We start from the raw sequence: 16722 nt of genomic DNA, 5'->3' as shown, positions 1-16722 counted from the left end.
TGCAGGAAAGCAACCCAACGGAGACCTAGCAACGACATTGAGTCGCGATGCGGCTCCGGGGTTGCCTGCGGAAAGCGTAGGCGCCGAGAGGACGAGTGACCATGGGCTAACAAGAAAAAGCCACGTCATGTGACGTGGCCAGAACTCATTGCTGGAGTGATTTGACGAGCCGCTCATCCGGCGTGACGTACACCGTCTGTTGATCCGTATAGATGACGAATCCAGGCTTGGCACCGCTCGGCTTTTTCACGTAACGTGCTTTCGTGTAATCGACCGGCACACCGCTCGAGGCACGGGCCTTCGAGAAATAAGCGGCGACCGTCGCCGCCTCGAGCAACGTCGTCTCATCGGGTTCGCTCGAACGGATGATGACGTGGGATCCGGGTATGTCTTTCACATGGAGCCAAATCTCGTCGCGACGGGCGAACTTGAACGTCAAATGATCGTTTTGCGTATTGTTCTTCCCGACGAAGAACTCTGTCCCCGTCGACGACGTATACGCTTCGAGCGAAATTTTCTTCGTCTGTTTCTTCTTTTGATTCCGTTGTTTCATGTAGCCGCCTTCGGCCAACTCTTCTCGAATCTCGACGATATCGGCCGGTGAGGCGACGTCGAGCTGGGCGACGAGCGTCTCTAAATACTCAATCTCGGCGTCGTTCAATTCGATTTGTTTCTGCACTTCGACTTTGGCGACTTTCAACTTGTTGTATTTCTTGTAGTACGCTTGTGCGTTCTCGTTCGGTGTTTTCAGCTTGTTGAGCGGGATGTCGATCATGCCGCCTTCCTCGTCATAATAATCGACGACGTGGGCGACGGTCATGCCTTTCTCGAGCTGGAACAAGTACGTCGTCAACAGCTCCCCGTATTTTTGAAGCTCGTCGGACCGTTCCGTCGCCTTCAAATCGTCAAGCAGTCGCTTGCGCTTCAACAGGTTTTTCTCAAGCTCGGACTTGAGCAGACGCTCGACGTCGTGGGCTTGTTGTTTGACGCGGTCGCGGTTCGCTTTCTCATAGAAGAAACGGTCGAGCACGTCTTTGCTCGTCTCATAGCGCTCTTCAGAGGCAATCTCACCGGACGTAAGCACGATCGGACTAAAGCGCTCTTTGCCCGACGCGAGCTGTTGGAAGACGTAAGGGCCTTCGAGGTCGCTCATCACGCTGACGAACGACTCCTCGATGCTGGCCCGGTTCGGGAGTTTGGCTCGGTGGACGATTTCTTGGGCGATTTGCGGGCTGAGCCCAGCGAAACTGGCCACGAGCTGCTTGTCGAGCGAGCCGGCATTCCAGTCGATTCGTTTCAAGCCGGCTTCACGCTCCGTCAACGGATCACACTTGTCTTGGGCCGGTGGCAATAAGTACTCGCTGCCCGGCATGATCGTCCGGTACGTGTTCTGTGACGGCGGGAGATGTTTGATGGCGTCTAAAATCTTGCCATCCTCGTTCGTCAAGACGACGTTCGAGTGGCGTCCCATCAGTTCGATATACACTTTCTTATTCTCTTCGTCGCCGAGCTCGTTTCGTGAACGGATTGACAGGACGATGACACGGTCACGTCCGACTTGTTCGATTGCCGTGATGAAGCCACCTTCGATGTGTTTTCGGAGCATCATACAAAACATTGGCGGTTCTTGCGGGTTCTTGGTCGGGTTATCAGTCAGTTGGAGCCGCGCGTACATCGCATTCGCCGAAACGAGCAATTGGACGCTTTGGCGGTTCGAGCGGACTTGAATCATCAAATCGAGCGAATACGGTTGGTGCACGCGATTGATGCGCCCACCGACGAGCGCTTGTAATTCTGTTACAACACGATATGTCATTAATCCATCATATGCCACTAGTCTCATCACCTTTGTTCTTTTTCTGTCTCTACGTTATCAGATTCACGGAAAATATGGTACGATGAAGTAGGAAATCCGAACTTCTTCTTGCCGGAACAATTGATTGACTGCTATTATAATTAAATGTGATGTTAGAAGATGGAGGTCTTGCAGTGAATTTTAAAGAACGAGGATTATTAATCGTCTTGTCTGGCCCGAGCGGCGTCGGGAAAGGTACCGTTTGTCGAGTACTCCGTGAAGAGAAGGACAACAACCTTCAATATTCGGTCTCGGCGACGACCCGCAAACCGCGCGAAGGAGAAGTGGAAGGCGTACACTACTTCTTTAAGACGAGAGAACAATTTGAACACATGATCGAGCATAAACAATTGCTCGAGCACGCTGAATTTGTCGGCAACTATTATGGGACACCGGTTGAATGGGTTCGTGAGACACTCGAAAGCGGGAAGGACGTCATCCTCGAGATTGAAGTCCAGGGCGCTTTCCAAGTGAAAGAGCGTTTCCCGGAAGCGGTCTTTTTATTCTTGGCTCCGCCAAGCCTGCAAGAACTACGTAACCGCTTAGTCGGTCGAGGCACGGAATCGGAAGACGTGATCAAGCAACGCTTGCTCGTCGCCCGGGAAGAAATTGAATTGATGGATGCATACGATTACGTCGTTACGAATGATGAAGTGGATAAAGCGATCGATCGTATCAAAGCGATCGTGACGGCCGAACATTGTAAACGTGAACGTGTCGCGTCTCTCTATAAAAAAGCCATGATGGAGGTCATTTAATGTTATACCCTTCGATTGATGCCTTACAACGTATCATCCCGTCGAAATACACAATCGTCACGGTGGCCGCGAAGCGGGCCCGCCAAATTCAGGACGGAAAAGCAACAAAAATCGCCGCGCCAAAATCGTATAAGCCGGTCGGTCAAGCGCTAGAAGAATTGTATTCGGGTGACACGACAATCATCGCGAACGAAAAAAACAACGGATGAATTGTGACCCAAGTCGGATGCGACTTGGGTCTCATTGTCTATAAGGGGGAGAATTGTGAATGTTGAACGATCGGAATATCTTGCTTTGTGTGAGCGGCGGTATCGCGGCGTATAAGGCGTGCGCGCTCACGTCGAAACTCGTCCAGGCCGGTGCGAACGTTCGAGTGGCGATGACCGCGTCAGCCGAAGAATTCGTCGGCAAAGCGACGTTTCAGGCGCTCAGCCGAAATCCGGTATACACCGACGTGTTCGAGGAACACGATCCGACCAAAATCGCCCACATCGACGTCGTCGATACGAGTGATTTGATTGTCGTTGCACCCGCCACGGCGAACATGATTGCGAAACTCGCAGCCGGTATTGCCGATGACTTCATCACGACCTCGATTTTAGCGGCCAAATGCCCCGTCATCGTCTCACCGGCGATGAACGTCAATATGCTCGAACATCCGGCCACGCGCCGCAATATCGAGACGCTCAAAACGTTCGGCTATCAAATCATCGAACCGGGCGTCGGCAATCTCGCGTGCGGGTGGATCGGTGGCGGACGCCTTCCGGAACCGGAAGACCTCGTCCGTATCGTCGAGAGCCAGTTCATCCCGAAACATCTGCTCGGGAAACGCGTGCTAATCACGGCCGGTCCGACGGTCGAACGCATCGACCCGGTCCGCTTTTTATCGAATGACTCATCAGGCAAGATGGGCGTCGCGCTCGCCGCGGCTGCCCGCGATATGGGCGCACACGTCACGCTCGTCCACGGACCGCTGCAAGTACCCGTACCGGACGGCGTGACCGCCATCGCCGTCGAATCAGGCACGGATATGCTCGAGACGGTGCTCGCGCGTTTCGATGACCAAGACCTCGTCATCAAATCGGCCGCCGTCGCCGACTATCGCCCGAAGACGGTCCATAGCGAGAAACATAAAAAAGTGCACGGCCCGTTGACGATCGAACTCGAAGAGACGACCGATATCTTGAAGACGCTCGGGGAGAAGAAGACGCATCAGCTCCTCGTCGGTTTTGCGGCAGAGACGGAGAATCTCGAGCAACACGCCCGCGATAAAATCGCCCGTAAACGGGTTGATTATCTTGTCGCCAACGATGTGTCCCAGCCAGATATCGGCTTCCGCGCCGATGACAACGAAGTCACGTTGTTTCGGGCGGACGGGGCTCACGTCCGCTTACCGCGACAGAGCAAACGTGAACTCGCTGTCGAATTGCTCACACATTTTAAGGAAGATTTGCGATGATCGCCCACGTCCATGTCGATGCGCCCGTCATCACAATCGACCGTCCGTTCGATTATGAAGTGCCGCCCCAGTTCGAGACGTTAATCGAACCGGGCATGCGTGTCTCGGTCCCGTTCGGCTCACGACGCCTGCTTGGAATCGTCACCGGTGTCTCAGAAGGGACGCGCGAAGGGTTGAAACCGCTCGAAGCCCTATTAGATGAAGAATCATCACTGACGGACGAGTTGCTCGACTTATCGACCCATGTGAAAGAGACGACGCTCTGTTTCCGGTCGTCGGCACTCCTCGCCATGTTGCCGGCAGCGCTGAAAGTGAGTTACGACAAAGAGATTAAAGGCGAGACGCTCCCGGACGGCGTTCGAGCCGGTACCCATCTTTCGGAGTATCCGAAAGAGACGCAGTCCATCATCTTGGCGCTCGCCAAAAAAGGGGACATCTTGCTCGCGCCGGTGTTAAAAGAGAAACGGACGGTGAAGACGGACCTCGTCATCGAGCTCATCGATGCGACGCTCATCCCGGCCCGGGCGAAGAAACAACAAGAAGCGATTCAGTTGCTAAAGGAAGTCCCGCGGATGTACTGGTCCTCGTTACGTCAAATCGGGTTATCGCGCGCACAACTGCAAAAGATGGAGTCGCTCCGTGCCGTCAAAGTGACCGAGGTCGAACTGAACCGCGACCCGTACGCCACGATTGAACAGGTCATCGAGACGGTCGAACTGAATGAAAGTCAAGCCACGGCCGTCCATGCCATCCGCGATGCGGAAGCCGGGGAGACGTTACTCTTGCACGGTGTCACCGGCAGTGGGAAGACCGAGGTCTATTTAGAAGCGATCGGTCAAGTCGTCGATGACGGCAAGCAGGCGATTTTGCTCGTTCCGGAAATCTCGCTCACGCCGATGATGGTCAAACGATTCAAACGTCGCTTCGGAGACCGGGTCGCCGTGCTCCATAGCGCCTTGTCACAAGGAGAGAAATATGACGAGTGGCGCAAAATCAAACGACGTGAAGTTGATGTCGTCGTCGGGGCACGCTCGGCGATTTTCGCACCGCTCGAAAACATCGGTCTCATCATCTTGGACGAAGAGCATGAGACGACGTACAAGCAAGAAGAGAATCCGCGCTATCACGCGCGTGACGTCGCGATTTGGCGGGCCGAGTACCACGAGTGCCCGGTCGTCCTTGGTAGTGCGACCCCGTCACTCGAGTCTTACGCCCGCGCCCAAAAAGGGGTCTATCGCTATTTACAACTCAGCGAACGGTATGGCGGCGACATGCCGCCGGTCCATATTATTGACATGCGGCGTGAGCTCGCCAAAGGCAACACGACGATGTTTTCAGAAGATTTATTTGTCGCTATCAACGACCGCATCGCGAAAAAAGAACAGTGCGTTATTTTGCTCAACCGTCGTGGTTTCACGACGTTCGTCATGTGTCGTGACTGTGGGGAAGGGCTTACCTGTCCGCACTGCGCCGTCAACTTGACGTATCACCAACACGGCGACCGGCTCAAATGCCACTACTGCGGCTATGAGATCGGTATGCCGTCGAAGTGCCCGACGTGTGACAGCAAGAAAATCAAACAGTTCGGCACCGGCACGCAAAAAATCGAGACCGAGCTGTTGAATCGTATCCCTGAGGCGCGCATCATCCGGATGGACCAAGATACGACGTCACGAAAAGGGTCGCATGAACAACTGTTGAAACGCTTCGAGGATGGGGAGGCCGACATTTTGCTCGGCACCCAGATGATTGCCAAAGGGCTCGATTTCCCGAACGTCACGCTCGTCGGCGTGCTCGCGGCGGATGCGACGCTCGGCATGCCTGATTTCCGGGCGACCGAGCGCACGTTCCAACTCGTCACCCAAGTCGCCGGTCGGGCCGGGCGCGGCAGTCTGCCGGGTGAGGCGTACGTCCAGACGTACAACCCGGACCATTATGTCATCGAGACGGCGAGCGAACACGATTATGAATCGTTTTACGCCCGGGAGATGCAACTGCGCCAAGTCGGCAACCATCCCCCGTATTGGTACGTCACGCTCGTCACGTTCGCGGCGGAAAGTCCGCTCGTCGCCCAAGCCGAGGCCGAGCTGTTCGCCGCCGATTTCGTCGAGGCGCACGTGGCCCAGTCGCGGTTGAACGGCCCGATGCCGGCTCCGCTATCGAAGTTAAAAAATATGTTCCGCTATCAACTGTTCATCAAGACGAAACATCCAGAAGCGTTATATCCGGTCCTCGCCGCGTTGCAACAGGCACGGGCGAAGGCGATCAGCAAAAAAGAATATCAATTGAGTATCGACGTAAACCCATACGTATTCATGTGAGGTGGAACCAGATGTATAAAGTAGTAGAGATTCCAAATGAGATTTTACGGGTCACGTGTGATCCGGTGACAAAGTTTGATAAAAAATTGCGTCAGACGGTCGATCGACTGTTCGACACGATGTATGAATATGATGGGGTCGGCGTGGCCGCTCCCCAGGTCAATTTGAATCAACGGCTAGCCGTCGTCCATACGGATGATGAGACGGGACCGCTCGTATTGATCAATCCGGAGATCATCGAGACATCGGGGACCGAGGTCGGCCTTGAAGGCTGTTTGAGCATCCCGGGTGAGTTCGGTTTCGTCGAACGCCACGAGACAATCGTCGTCAAGACGCAGGATTTGAAAGGCCGCTATCAAGAAGTGAAGGCGAGCGGTTTCTTCGCCCGCGCGATTCAACATGAAATCGACCATTTGGACGGGGTACTGTTCACGGACAAGCTCGCCGTGCCGGACAAAGGGACGGATCAACGCATCGTCTTCATGGGCACACCGACGTTTGCCGTCTCCGTACTTGAGCGCTTGCTCGAAGAAGGATACAATGTCGTAGGTGTCGTCTCGCAACCGGACAAGCCGGTCGGACGCAAACGCGAACTGAAACCGACGCCGGTGAAAGAGTGTGCCTTGCGCCACAACATCCCGGTATTGCAACCTGAGAAGGTGCGGACCGATTACGAGGACATCTTGGCACTCGAGCCGGACTTGATCGTGACGGCGGCGTACGGACAAATCGTCCCGACCGAGCTGTTAGAAGCACCGAAACATGGCGCCATCAACGTCCACGCCTCGCTATTGCCGAAACATCGGGGCGGTGCGCCGATTCATCAAGCCATTCTCGACGGGTACAAGGAGACAGGCGTCACAATCATGTATATGGTCGACAAGCTCGATGCAGGCGATATGATTGCCAACACGGTCGTCCCGATTGAAGAGTCGGACACGGTCGGCACGTTATTCGACAAGCTCGCGGTCGCAGGGTCGGACTTGTTGCTCAAGACGCTTCCTGCCTTCCTCGCCGGTTGGATTGAAGCCGTACCGCAAGACGAGCGTGACGTCACGTTCGCACCGAACATCAGCCGGGAGCGGGAACAGATTGACTGGACCCGTTCCGGCGCAGACATCTATAACCACATCAGAGGGATGAATCCGTTCCCGACAGCGTATACGACGATTGCCGGTGAACGGGTCAAACTGTTCTTCGGATTGAAAACGACAGGGACGGGTGAACCGGGAACGATTGTCCGGCTTGAAGCGGATGGATTTGTCGTCGCGACAGGCGACGCGGTCGCCATTAAAGTGGTCGACTTGCAACCATCTGGTAAAAAACGAATGGACGGGGCCACATTTATGCGTGGGGCCGGCCAGAAGTTACAAGTCGGCGATCGACTAGGAGGATAATATGAACGTACGAGTTGCAGCACTGGATACGCTAATCAAAATCGAACAAGGCGGCGCCTATTCGACGATTGCGGTCAACGATTTATTGAAACAGAAGAAATTGGCGACGAAAGACGTCGGCCTATACACGGAACTCGTCTATGGGACACTCGGCCGCAAACGGACGCTCGATTATATTTTAGAGAAACGGGTCCAAAACCCGAAAAAACTGGACCGTTTCGTCTTGCCACTCTTACGGATGAGCGTCTATCAACTGTTTTATCTCGACAAGATCCCGGATCGTGCCGTCTTGCACGAAGCGGTCGAGATTGCGAAAAAACGGGGCCATTCGGGTACCGGCAAGTTCGTCAACGGCGTGTTGCGCAACGTCATTCGGGACGGGTTCCCGGATTTGAGCACGCTTCCGGACGCTGAACGGATCGCCATCGAACATAGCCATCCCGATTGGCTCGTCGCCGAATGGGTAGAGACGTATGGCGTCGAAACGACAGAGGCGATGTGTAAATTGAACAATGAGCCGGCTCCGGTCACGGTGCGGGTCAACCGCCAGCGGGTCACGGTCGAAGAGATGATTGAGCGGCTCGCCGAAGTCGATGTCGTCGCGACACGTTCGGAACTGTCAGCGGACGGTCTCATCATCGAATCCGGGAACGTGCATGCGACAGCGTTCATCGATATGGGCTTGTTGTCGATTCAAGACGAGAGCTCGATGATCGTCGCCGATGCGCTTCAAGCCGGGAAAACGGAACGCGTCCTCGACGCATGTGCCGCACCAGGTGGAAAAGCGATGCATACGGCGGAACGCATGGATGGTGGAACGCTCGTCGCCCTCGACTTGCACCCGCATAAAGCGAAATTGATTGAACGTCAAGCGAAGCGTCTGCATATCGATGGAGTGACCGCACTTGCCCTCGATGCCCGTCAGGCCGGGGACAAATTTGAACCGGAGAGCTTCGACCGGATTTTACTCGACGTCCCATGTTCAGGACTCGGTGTCATCCGCCGCAAGCCCGATATCAAATGGACGAAAGACAAGTCCGCCCTCGCCGGACTGCCGAAAGTCCAACGCGAAATCATTGACGCCGTCTTGCCACTGCTCAAACGAGGTGGTACGCTAGTGTACTCGACATGTACCATCGACCCTACTGAGAATGAACAGCAGGCCGATTACATTTTGTCGACCGGATTGACGTGGGATGAGACACTCCAAGACCGTCTTCCACAAGTATTGCGCCCGATGGTGTCATCGGACCGCGCTGAACTCAAATTACTCCCGACGTCGTTCGGGACGGACGGTTTCTATATCGCCGCATTCAAGAAAGAGGTATAAACATGAACCCAAAAGCAGTTGAAAAAAATCCATTGGTCGGTGCCAAGCCGTCTCTCTATTCCCTCACGTACTCAGAGCTCGAACAGTGGCTCATCGAGGCAGGAGAAAAATCATTCCGCGCGAAACAGTTATATGACTGGATGTACGTCAAGCGCGTGACATCGTTCGACGATATGACGAACGTCTCGAAACCGCTCCGCGAAAAATTAGACGCGGCGTTCCAATTGACGACGTTGAAAGAACTCGTCCGTCAAGAATCAAAGGACGGGACGATCAAGTTCTTGTTCGAGCTTCAAGACGGTTATTCGATCGAGACGGTGCTCATGCGCCATGAGTACGGGAACTCGGTCTGTGTCACGACACAAGTCGGCTGCCGTATCGGTTGCACGTTCTGTGCTTCGACGCTCGGTGGTTTGAAACGTAACTTAGAGGCCGGTGAAATCACGGCCCAAGTCCTCGACGTCCAGCGCGCGCTCGACGCGAGCGAAGAGCGGGTCGACTCGGTCGTCGTCATGGGAATCGGCGAACCGTTCGATAACTACGACGAATTGATGCGCTTCTTGCGCACGGTCAACCACGATGACGGCTTGAACATCGGTTCACGTCACATCACCGTGTCGACGAGTGGGATCGTACCGAAGATTTACAAGTTTGCCGATGAAGGCATGCGCATCAACTTCGCAATCTCGCTTCACGCGCCGACGACGGAGATTCGGACACGCCTTATGCCAATCAACCGTGCTTACAACTTGGACAAGTTGATGGAAGCCGTCAACTACTATACAGAGAAGAGCGGTCGCCGCATCACGTTCGAATACGGTTTATTCGGCGGGGTTAACGACACGGAAGAACACGCGCATCAACTCGCTGACTTGTTGAAAGGCGTCAAATGCCACGTCAACTTGATTCCAGTCAACCACGTGCTCGAGCGCGATTACGTCCGCACACCACGTAAACAAATTTTTGCCTTTGAAAAAGTGCTCAAAGATCGAAAAGTGAACGTGACGATTCGTCGCGAACAAGGTTCGGATATCGATGCGGCTTGTGGGCAGCTTCGAGCGAAGGAGCGCGAACAAGAAACGAGGTAATCACGAAGATGGAGTTAGCATACCGAACCGACCGAGGCCAAGTGAGAGCACAGAACGAGGATGCCGTCTTGATTTTAGGGGACGAACATGCCGGGATTGCTCTCGTGGCCGACGGGATGGGAGGACATGAAGCCGGGGAGGTCGCGAGTCAGCTCGTCATCGAGCAGTTTCGCCGTGCCTTCTCGACGCTTCCGGCCTCGCCGATGGAGATGGAGAATTGGTTCCGCCAAAACGTGGAACTGGCCAATAATCAAGTGCTCGATTTCTCGAAACAAGCCAACCTCCTCATGATGGGGACGACGATCGCCGGTGTCTGTTGGCACGACGAGACGATTGTTATCGTCCACGTCGGGGATAGTCGTGTGTATGCCTTGCGAGATGATAAGCTGCAACAATTGACGGAAGATCATTCCTACGTGAACGTGTTGAAACAACTCGGCGAATTGACCGAGGAAGAGATGCGCGTCCATCCGAAACGTAACATTATCACCCGTTCAATCGGCTCGAATGAGCATGTCGAACCTGATCTGCAAGTGTTTGCCGAACCCGAGTTTGACACGATTTTAATCTGTACGGACGGCTTGACAACTCATTTGACTGATGAGGAGATCAAGCAAGTCTTGAAACGTCCCGTCTCGGCGGACGTCAAGGCGGATCAATTAATCGATCAAGCCAACCGTTTGGGTGGGAGTGACAACATCACCGTTGCCCTCGTCCAGTTCACAGATAGAAAGAGAGGATGAATCCGATGCGAAGTGGAGAACGAATCAACGATCGTTATCGGATCGAACAGCAAATCGGCAGCGGCGGCATGGCAAATGTCTACCGGGCTCACGATGAAATTTTAAACCGAACCGTCGCCATCAAGGTGTTGCGATCTGAATTCTCGCATAACGAACAATTTATACGCCGGTTCGAACGGGAAGCCCACGCGGCGACTAGTCTGAACCATCCGAATATCGTCGCCATCTACGACGTCGGAGACGAGCGTGACATCTATTACATCGTCATGGAACACGTCGATGGGATGACGCTCAAACAATATTTGCAAGAAGAGTACATATCTGTCGACGAGGCGCTTCGCATCATGGGACAGATTTGTGATGCCATCGACCATGCCCATGCGAATCGAATCATTCATCGGGACATCAAACCGCAAAACATGATGATTGATCAGAGCGGCAACGTCAAAGTGACTGACTTTGGGATTGCGGTGGCCATGTCGAACGCGACGCTGACCCATACGATGTCAGTGCTCGGCTCGGTCCATTACTTTTCTCCAGAACAGGCGCGCGGAAAGTTCGCCGATGAGAAGTCAGATATTTATTCACTCGGTGCCGTCCTGTATGAACTCGTGACCGGACGCGTTCCGTTCATCGGGGAGACGCCAGTCGCCGTCGCACTTCAACATTTGCAAGACGACCCGATTCGACCGATGGATTTGAACCCGAACATCCCGCAAGCGCTTGAGAACTGCATCATGCAGGCGCTGGCGAAATCACCGGGCGCCCGTCACACATCGGTCGCCGCCTTTAAGAAGGATTGCATGACGGCGCTCGACCCGGAACGTGCGAACGAACCGAAACGCCTCAGTACGGAACAGGACGCATTCGATCAGACGCTCGTCATGTCACCGGTCGTCCCGGACGAACCGAACGTCAAAGAGACACCGGAACAACCGGTCGCACCGAGCGAACCTGAGACAGCGAACCCGAAGCCGAAACGGAAGAAGAAGTGGTGGCTATGGCTCCTACTCCTCTTCTTGTTGATTGGCGGCGGAATCGGGGCATATGTCATCGCCGATGAGATGTCCCGTGCCGTCGTGCCAGACGTCGTCGGGATGACGAACGACGAAGCGACGACCGAACTCGAAACAGCCGGTTTTGTCGTCGAAGCGACAGAGCGGGCGAGCGATAACATCGCCGCTGGCGACGTCATTTCGCAGACACCGCAAGCCGGTCGGAAACCGAAACGCGGAACGACCGTGACGATTGTCGTGTCGGCCGGGAAAGAGACGGTTGCGATGCCGGACGTCGAAGGATTGTCTCAGTCGGCGGCCGAGCGGACGCTCAAAGACCTCGACTTTGCGGATATCGAAATTCAATCCGAGGCGTCGGAGACGGTCGATAGCGGCGATGTCATCTCCCAATCGATTGCTCCGGACAACGAGGTCGTCCCGTCTGAAGAGACGGTGACGCTCGTCGTCTCGACCGGTAGCAATAAAGTCGAACTCGCCAATTTAGCCGGGTATACGTTTGAGGAGGCGACGACGTACGCCGAACAGAATAGCTTGAAAATCGTCAAACGAGACGAGTATTCAACGAGCGTGCCCGCCAACCAAATCATTCGTCAGTTACCGACGGCCGGAACAGCCGTCGACCCGGGGACGGAATTGACCGTCATCGTGTCGCAAGGGGTCGAACCGACCGACGTCTCGATTGAACGGGAAGTCAACGTCGAAATCGATCCGCCTGCTGAAGGCGAAGAACCTGTGGCACTCGATGTCGTCATTCGGACGGTAGACGCCCGTGGCGAAGTCGAAGTGTTGCGTGATAAGATAACGGAGACGACGACTTACTCGTATACACTCGTCATTGCACCGGACGAAGTCGGAACCGCGACGATCGAAGTCGACGGGGAAGTCGTCCGAACGGATACGGTGACGTACGCACAAGCAAAAGATTCACAATGAAGAGGTGGCGTGCGCGTCGCCTCTTTTTCTAAGGAGGTCATAGGATGAAAGGTACGATTATTCGATTACAAGGCGGGTTTTATGATGTCATGACGGAAGAGAAACAAGAGATCCGTTGTCGCGCCCGCGGCAATTTCCGCAACCGGAACATCTCGCCGGTCGTCGGCGATGATGTCGACATCCAAGACCAAGGAGACGGCACAGGCTACATCTTGGCCGTCGACGAGCGGTCGAACCATCTCGTCCGCCCGCCGATTGCTAACATCGATCAAGCGTTCCTGCTGTTCTCGGTCAAGGAACCGGCGTTCTCGTTCCATCTGCTCGACCGTTTCCTCGTCTTAATCGAATCGAAGCAAGTCCACCCGATTATCGTCTTAACGAAGATGGACTTGTTGACGGAGTCGGAGCTCGAAACGATTCAAGCAGCAGCAGCTTTATACCGGTCAATCGGCTATGAGGTCATCGAGACGTCGACGGAGAACGGGGCGGGGATCGAACAAATTCGTGGGTCGTTTAAGGAGAAGACGAGCGTGTTCGCCGGACAGACCGGTGTCGGCAAGAGTTCACTCTTGAACGCGGTCGCGCCGGAACTTGAACTCGCGACCGGGAAAATCTCGAAGTCGCTCGGCCGAGGCAAGCACACGACGCGTCACGTCACGCTCATCACGCTCGCTGACGGGCTCGTCGCTGACACGCCTGGTTTCTCGAGCCTCGAGTTCCCAGAAGAACTCGCAGTCGAGGAGATGCGCTGGTGCTTCCCTGAGTTTGTCGAACGGCATGACGACTGCAAATTCCGGGGCTGTGCCCATTTGAACGAACCGGGTTGTGCCGTCAAAGCGGCCGTCGAGGCGGGAGAAATCGCTTCCACCCGTTACGAGAATTATGTTACGTTTATGGCAGAGTTAAACGATAGACAACGGAGGTACTGACATGATTAAAATTGCACCATCAATTTTAGCGGCGGACTTCGCCAACCTAGAGGCAGAAGTGAAGGCGGTCCAAGAAGCCGGCGCGGATTATATCCATTTTGATGTCATGGACGGTCAATTCGTCCCGAACATCTCGATTGGTCTCCCGGTACTCGCAAGCTTACGGAAGAAGTCGGACATGGTACTCGACGTCCATTTAATGATCGACCAGCCGGAGCGCTTCGTCGAAGACTTCATCAAAGCGGGAGCGGATATCGTCACAGTTCACGTTGAAGCGACGAACCATTTGCATCGCGTGCTTCAACAAATTAAGGCGGCCGGAGCCAAGTGTGGCGTCGTTCTCAACCCGCATACGCCGCTATCGTTGATTGAACACGTGCTCGGTGACGTCGACATGGTCCTTCTCATGACGGTGAACCCTGGCTTTGGGGGTCAGAAGTTCATCGAATCGGTCGTGCCGAAAATCGCGGCGTTGAACGAGATGCGCCAAGCGCGCCGTCTCGACTTTGAAATCGAGATTGACGGCGGCGTCAACGCGGAGACGGCGAAATTATGTATCGATGCCGGTGCTGACGTGCTCGTGGCCGGCTCGGCCATCTATAACGAGCCGAGCTATAAAGACGCAATCGATAGCATTCGCAACGCATCTCGTGTATAATCGTCCATAGAACAACAAATATTGTCGCAAGGGGTGTCACATTCTGTGGCTGAGAGGCATACGCTAACCCTTTGAACCTGTTCCGTTCACACGGACGTAGGGATGTGGCGAAAATGCACGTTGCTACTCGATAGCAGCATGGCGTTTACGTCATGCTGCTTTTTGTCGTTCGCTCATAATTTAAGGAGGGAAATAGATGAAACAACGTTTAAAATTACAGGCGCTCATTGAAATCTCATTGTTCGCCGCACTCGGTTTGATTTTTGATTTGCTCATCCCGTTCCGGATGCCGCAAGGCGGGTCAATCAGCTTGGCGATGTTGCCGATTTTCGTGATGGCGTATCGTCACGGCTTGAAAGGCGGACTTGCGACCGGTGCACTCGTCGGAACGCTGCAATTGCTGTTCGGGGCCTACATCTTCACGCCGGTCCAGTTCCTGCTCGACTACACGTTCGCTTACGGTGTCGTCGGTATGGCGGGACTGTTCGCGGGTCAAGTGAAACGAGCCGCCAAAGATGAGGCAAAAAAGACGCTCGTCGTCTATTTGGTGCTCGGCGCGCTCCTCGGCTCACTGCTTCGTTACGGCGCCCACGTCTTGTCGGGGATCGTCTTCTTCGCCGAATACGCGGAAGGTCCGGTCGTCGCCTACTCGTTCGCCTATAACATGACGTACATGCTCCCGTCCTTCCTCGTGTCGGCCGTCGTCCTCGTCCTCTTGTTCGTCTCGGCGCCGCGCTTCGCGACGCTCGCGACCCGGGACGTCCGCTAATGCGGGTGTTGATTGTGGCGGCCAGCCCGGAACCAATCTCGGGACTCCCGCGTGACGTCGATTACATCATCGGCGTCGATGGGGGGTACGAGACACTGTTGAACCACGGGCTGAACCCAGATCTCGTCGTCGGCGATTTCGACTCCTTCACGGGCGAAGTGCCGATCGACGCCGTCCGTTATCCATCTGAGAAAGATGTGACCGACCTCGAGATCGCTCTCGAGGCGGCACGGGGGCATGGCGCGACTGAGATGCTCGTATACGGCGCGCTCGGCGGCCGGCTCGATATGACGCTCAGCAATATCGGTCTGCTCGAGGCGTATCCGGAGATGCGTCTTGTCACGGCAGGGCAGACGGTACGACTCGTAGGGTCGGGACGCTATGAACTCCCGCGTCAAGACGGTCACTATTTGTCGCTCATCCCATGGAAACAGGCGAACGTGACCATCCGCGGCGTCAAATATCCGCTCGACCGTCACGATGTCGTCAGCCATGAGGCGCTCACCATCTCGAACGAATGGGACGATGAAACGGCGGACTTGATCGTGCACGAAGGTATGGTGCTCATGCTGTATGTCAAAAAATGAACACAAAAAAATCCCATCGGCGAATGCCGCTGGGATTTATTTCGTTCGTGTATAAAAATTATACGCGTTCGACGAGACCTGATTTAAGAGCGCGAGCTGAAACCCAAACTCGTTTAGGTTTACCGTCAACGAGAATACGAACTTTTTGTACGTTTACACCCCAAGTGCGTTTTGTCTTGTTGAGTGCGTGCGAACGGTTGTTACCTGATTTAGGTGATTTACCTGTTACGTAGCATTTACGTGCCATGCGTTTCCCCTCCTTTTTTATGTGGGTTCGTCCTAATAGACACTCGTTTATATTAGCACGGGTTTTTTCACGATGCAACTAGAAAATCATAGGATGACAAGAAAAAAACTTGACATTACTGGAAAGGATTTTAATAATGAATGAGGGTTACGGCTACAATTGACCGAGTTTATGGAGCAGGTTCTTTTAATAACTAGGTACTTATTGTAGAATGTAGTGAAGGAATCATTCCGAATAAAGGAGGCTACTCCATATGGCAATTGAAATGAAGACAACATATGGCAATATTGACATCACGAACGACGTGGTCGCGACACTCGCAGGCGGTGCGGCGATGGAATGTTTCGGCGTTGTGGGAATGGCGTCTCAAGCTCAATTGAAAGACGGGATCGCAGAACTATTGAAACGTGAAAACTACGCCCGAGGCGTGGTCGTACGTCAAGATGGAGAAGACGTACATATCGACATGCACATCATTGTAAGCTACGGGACGAAAGTGTCGGAAGTCGCATACAACGTGCAAAGCCGTGTAAAATACACGCTCGGTGAAACTTTAGGATTAAACGTTTCGTCGGTAAACATATTCGTACAAGGCGTTCGTCTGACGAATGACTGACGAGAACGAAGGAGGA

The 16722-nt window shown here is 54.2% G+C and carries 16 protein-coding genes, 1 pseudogene and 1 riboswitch; of the genes and pseudogenes, 15 read left to right on the top strand and 2 right to left on the bottom strand.

Features of this window, described 5'->3' with window-relative positions; translation table 11 throughout:
• Nucleotides 1-145: 145 nt before the first annotated feature.
• Nucleotides 146-1834, bottom strand: a complete 1689-nt coding sequence (locus KNP72_RS04625; protein ID WP_214719465.1) for an Rqc2 family fibronectin-binding protein — start codon at nucleotides 1832-1834, stop codon at nucleotides 146-148.
• 131 nt (nucleotides 1835-1965) lie between these two features.
• Between KNP72_RS04625 and gmk the strand changes: the two genes are divergently transcribed.
• From gmk to KNP72_RS04560, 14 genes and pseudogenes are all read left to right on the top strand, one after another.
• Nucleotides 1966-2613, top strand: coding sequence for a guanylate kinase (gene gmk, locus KNP72_RS04620; RefSeq protein WP_029595720.1), 648 nt, complete (start codon nucleotides 1966-1968; stop codon nucleotides 2611-2613).
• Nucleotides 2613-2822, top strand: coding sequence for a DNA-directed RNA polymerase subunit omega (gene rpoZ / locus KNP72_RS04615; RefSeq protein ID WP_214719464.1), 210 nt, complete (start codon nucleotides 2613-2615; stop codon nucleotides 2820-2822). The genes gmk and rpoZ overlap by 1 nt, the downstream gene beginning before the upstream one ends.
• Nucleotides 2823-2881: 59 nt before the next feature.
• Entirely contained in the window at nucleotides 2882-4072 is a 1191-nt protein-coding gene (gene coaBC, locus KNP72_RS04610) for a bifunctional phosphopantothenoylcysteine decarboxylase/phosphopantothenate--cysteine ligase CoaBC (protein ID WP_214832338.1), read from the top strand.
• Nucleotides 4069-6393, top strand: a complete 2325-nt coding sequence (gene priA, locus KNP72_RS04605) for a primosomal protein N' (RefSeq protein ID WP_214832337.1) — start codon at nucleotides 4069-4071, stop codon at nucleotides 6391-6393. The genes coaBC and priA overlap by 4 nt, the downstream gene beginning before the upstream one ends.
• Before the next feature lie 11 nt (nucleotides 6394-6404).
• A pseudogene (gene def / locus KNP72_RS16015) lies at nucleotides 6405-6830 on the top strand (peptide deformylase); the annotation flags it as partial.
• 45 nt (nucleotides 6831-6875) lie between these two features.
• On the top strand, nucleotides 6876-7790 hold the full coding sequence (fmt, locus tag KNP72_RS04600; RefSeq protein WP_353048446.1) for a methionyl-tRNA formyltransferase: 915 nt from the start codon (nucleotides 6876-6878) through the stop codon (nucleotides 7788-7790).
• 1 nt (nucleotide 7791) lies between these two features.
• Nucleotides 7792-9120 carry a 16S rRNA (cytosine(967)-C(5))-methyltransferase RsmB gene (gene rsmB / locus KNP72_RS04595; RefSeq protein WP_214719460.1) on the top strand — a complete coding sequence of 443 codons (1329 nt, stop codon included), beginning with the start codon at nucleotides 7792-7794 and terminating at the stop codon, nucleotides 9118-9120.
• A 2-nt stretch (nucleotides 9121-9122) separates the two neighbouring features.
• Nucleotides 9123-10208, top strand: a complete 1086-nt coding sequence (rlmN, locus tag KNP72_RS04590) for a dual-specificity RNA methyltransferase RlmN (protein WP_021067076.1) — start codon at nucleotides 9123-9125, stop codon at nucleotides 10206-10208.
• 8 nt (nucleotides 10209-10216) lie between these two features.
• Nucleotides 10217-10951, top strand: coding sequence for a Stp1/IreP family PP2C-type Ser/Thr phosphatase (locus tag KNP72_RS04585; protein ID WP_214719459.1), 735 nt, complete (start codon nucleotides 10217-10219; stop codon nucleotides 10949-10951).
• Nucleotides 10948-12900, top strand: a complete 1953-nt coding sequence (pknB, locus tag KNP72_RS04580; RefSeq protein WP_251128879.1) for a Stk1 family PASTA domain-containing Ser/Thr kinase — start codon at nucleotides 10948-10950, stop codon at nucleotides 12898-12900. Before KNP72_RS04585 ends, pknB begins: the two co-directional genes overlap by 4 nt.
• Nucleotides 12901-12944: 44 nt before the next feature.
• Nucleotides 12945-13829 carry a ribosome small subunit-dependent GTPase A gene (rsgA, locus tag KNP72_RS04575; RefSeq protein WP_214719457.1) on the top strand — a complete coding sequence of 295 codons (885 nt, stop codon included), beginning with the start codon at nucleotides 12945-12947 and terminating at the stop codon, nucleotides 13827-13829.
• 1 nt (nucleotide 13830) lies between these two features.
• Nucleotides 13831-14487 (top strand): ribulose-phosphate 3-epimerase, encoded by a 657-nt coding sequence (gene rpe / locus KNP72_RS04570; RefSeq protein ID WP_029595716.1) that lies wholly within the window; start codon nucleotides 13831-13833, stop codon nucleotides 14485-14487.
• 19 nt (nucleotides 14488-14506) lie between these two features.
• Nucleotides 14507-14607: riboswitch (TPP riboswitch) on the top strand.
• Between the two features lie 76 nt (nucleotides 14608-14683).
• Entirely contained in the window at nucleotides 14684-15256 is a 573-nt protein-coding gene (gene thiT / locus KNP72_RS04565; protein ID WP_021067081.1) for an energy-coupled thiamine transporter ThiT, read from the top strand.
• Nucleotides 15256-15843: a thiamine diphosphokinase gene (locus tag KNP72_RS04560; RefSeq protein WP_214832334.1), complete on the top strand. Its 588-nt coding sequence runs from the start codon at nucleotides 15256-15258 to the stop codon at nucleotides 15841-15843. Before thiT ends, KNP72_RS04560 begins: the two co-directional genes overlap by 1 nt.
• Before the next feature lie 58 nt (nucleotides 15844-15901).
• Here the strand turns inward: KNP72_RS04560 and rpmB are convergent, their stop codons facing one another.
• Nucleotides 15902-16090 carry a 50S ribosomal protein L28 gene (gene rpmB, locus KNP72_RS04555; protein WP_015881349.1) on the bottom strand — a complete coding sequence of 63 codons (189 nt, stop codon included), beginning with the start codon at nucleotides 16088-16090 and terminating at the stop codon, nucleotides 15902-15904.
• Nucleotides 16091-16343: 253 nt separating this feature from the next.
• On the opposite strand from rpmB, the gene KNP72_RS04550 reads away from it, so the two are divergent.
• Complete coding sequence (locus tag KNP72_RS04550) at nucleotides 16344-16706, top strand: Asp23/Gls24 family envelope stress response protein (RefSeq protein ID WP_016509701.1); 363 nt, start codon at nucleotides 16344-16346, stop codon at nucleotides 16704-16706.
• The last annotated feature ends 16 nt before the right edge of the window (nucleotides 16707-16722 follow it).

It is taken from the genome of Exiguobacterium sp. s152, assembly GCF_018618335.1.
GTDB lineage: Bacteria > Bacillota > Bacilli > Exiguobacteriales > Exiguobacteriaceae > Exiguobacterium > Exiguobacterium chiriqhucha.
This window is presented reverse-complemented; position numbering and strand designations above follow the sequence as displayed.

Coding starts and splice junctions, on each gene's coding strand:
- coaBC (WP_214832338.1), top strand. CDS start 2,882: ATGTTGAACGATCGGAATATCTTGCTTTGTGTGAGCGGCGGTATCGCG.
- priA (WP_214832337.1), top strand. CDS start 4,069: ATGATCGCCCACGTCCATGTCGATGCGCCCGTCATCACAATCGACCGT.
- pknB (WP_251128879.1), top strand. CDS start 10,948: ATGAATCCGATGCGAAGTGGAGAACGAATCAACGATCGTTATCGGATC.
- rpe (WP_029595716.1), top strand. CDS start 13,831: ATGATTAAAATTGCACCATCAATTTTAGCGGCGGACTTCGCCAACCTA.
- rpmB (WP_015881349.1), bottom strand. CDS start 16,090: ATGGCACGTAAATGCTACGTAACAGGTAAATCACCTAAATCAGGTAAC.
- rsgA (WP_214719457.1), top strand. CDS start 12,945: ATGAAAGGTACGATTATTCGATTACAAGGCGGGTTTTATGATGTCATG.
- rlmN (WP_021067076.1), top strand. CDS start 9,123: ATGAACCCAAAAGCAGTTGAAAAAAATCCATTGGTCGGTGCCAAGCCG.
- KNP72_RS04560 (WP_214832334.1), top strand. CDS start 15,256: ATGCGGGTGTTGATTGTGGCGGCCAGCCCGGAACCAATCTCGGGACTC.
- fmt (WP_353048446.1), top strand. CDS start 6,876: ATGGGCACACCGACGTTTGCCGTCTCCGTACTTGAGCGCTTGCTCGAA.
- KNP72_RS04550 (WP_016509701.1), top strand. CDS start 16,344: ATGGCAATTGAAATGAAGACAACATATGGCAATATTGACATCACGAAC.
- thiT (WP_021067081.1), top strand. CDS start 14,684: ATGAAACAACGTTTAAAATTACAGGCGCTCATTGAAATCTCATTGTTC.
- KNP72_RS04585 (WP_214719459.1), top strand. CDS start 10,217: ATGGAGTTAGCATACCGAACCGACCGAGGCCAAGTGAGAGCACAGAAC.
- gmk (WP_029595720.1), top strand. CDS start 1,966: ATGTTAGAAGATGGAGGTCTTGCAGTGAATTTTAAAGAACGAGGATTA.
- rsmB (WP_214719460.1), top strand. CDS start 7,792: ATGAACGTACGAGTTGCAGCACTGGATACGCTAATCAAAATCGAACAA.
- rpoZ (WP_214719464.1), top strand. CDS start 2,613: ATGTTATACCCTTCGATTGATGCCTTACAACGTATCATCCCGTCGAAA.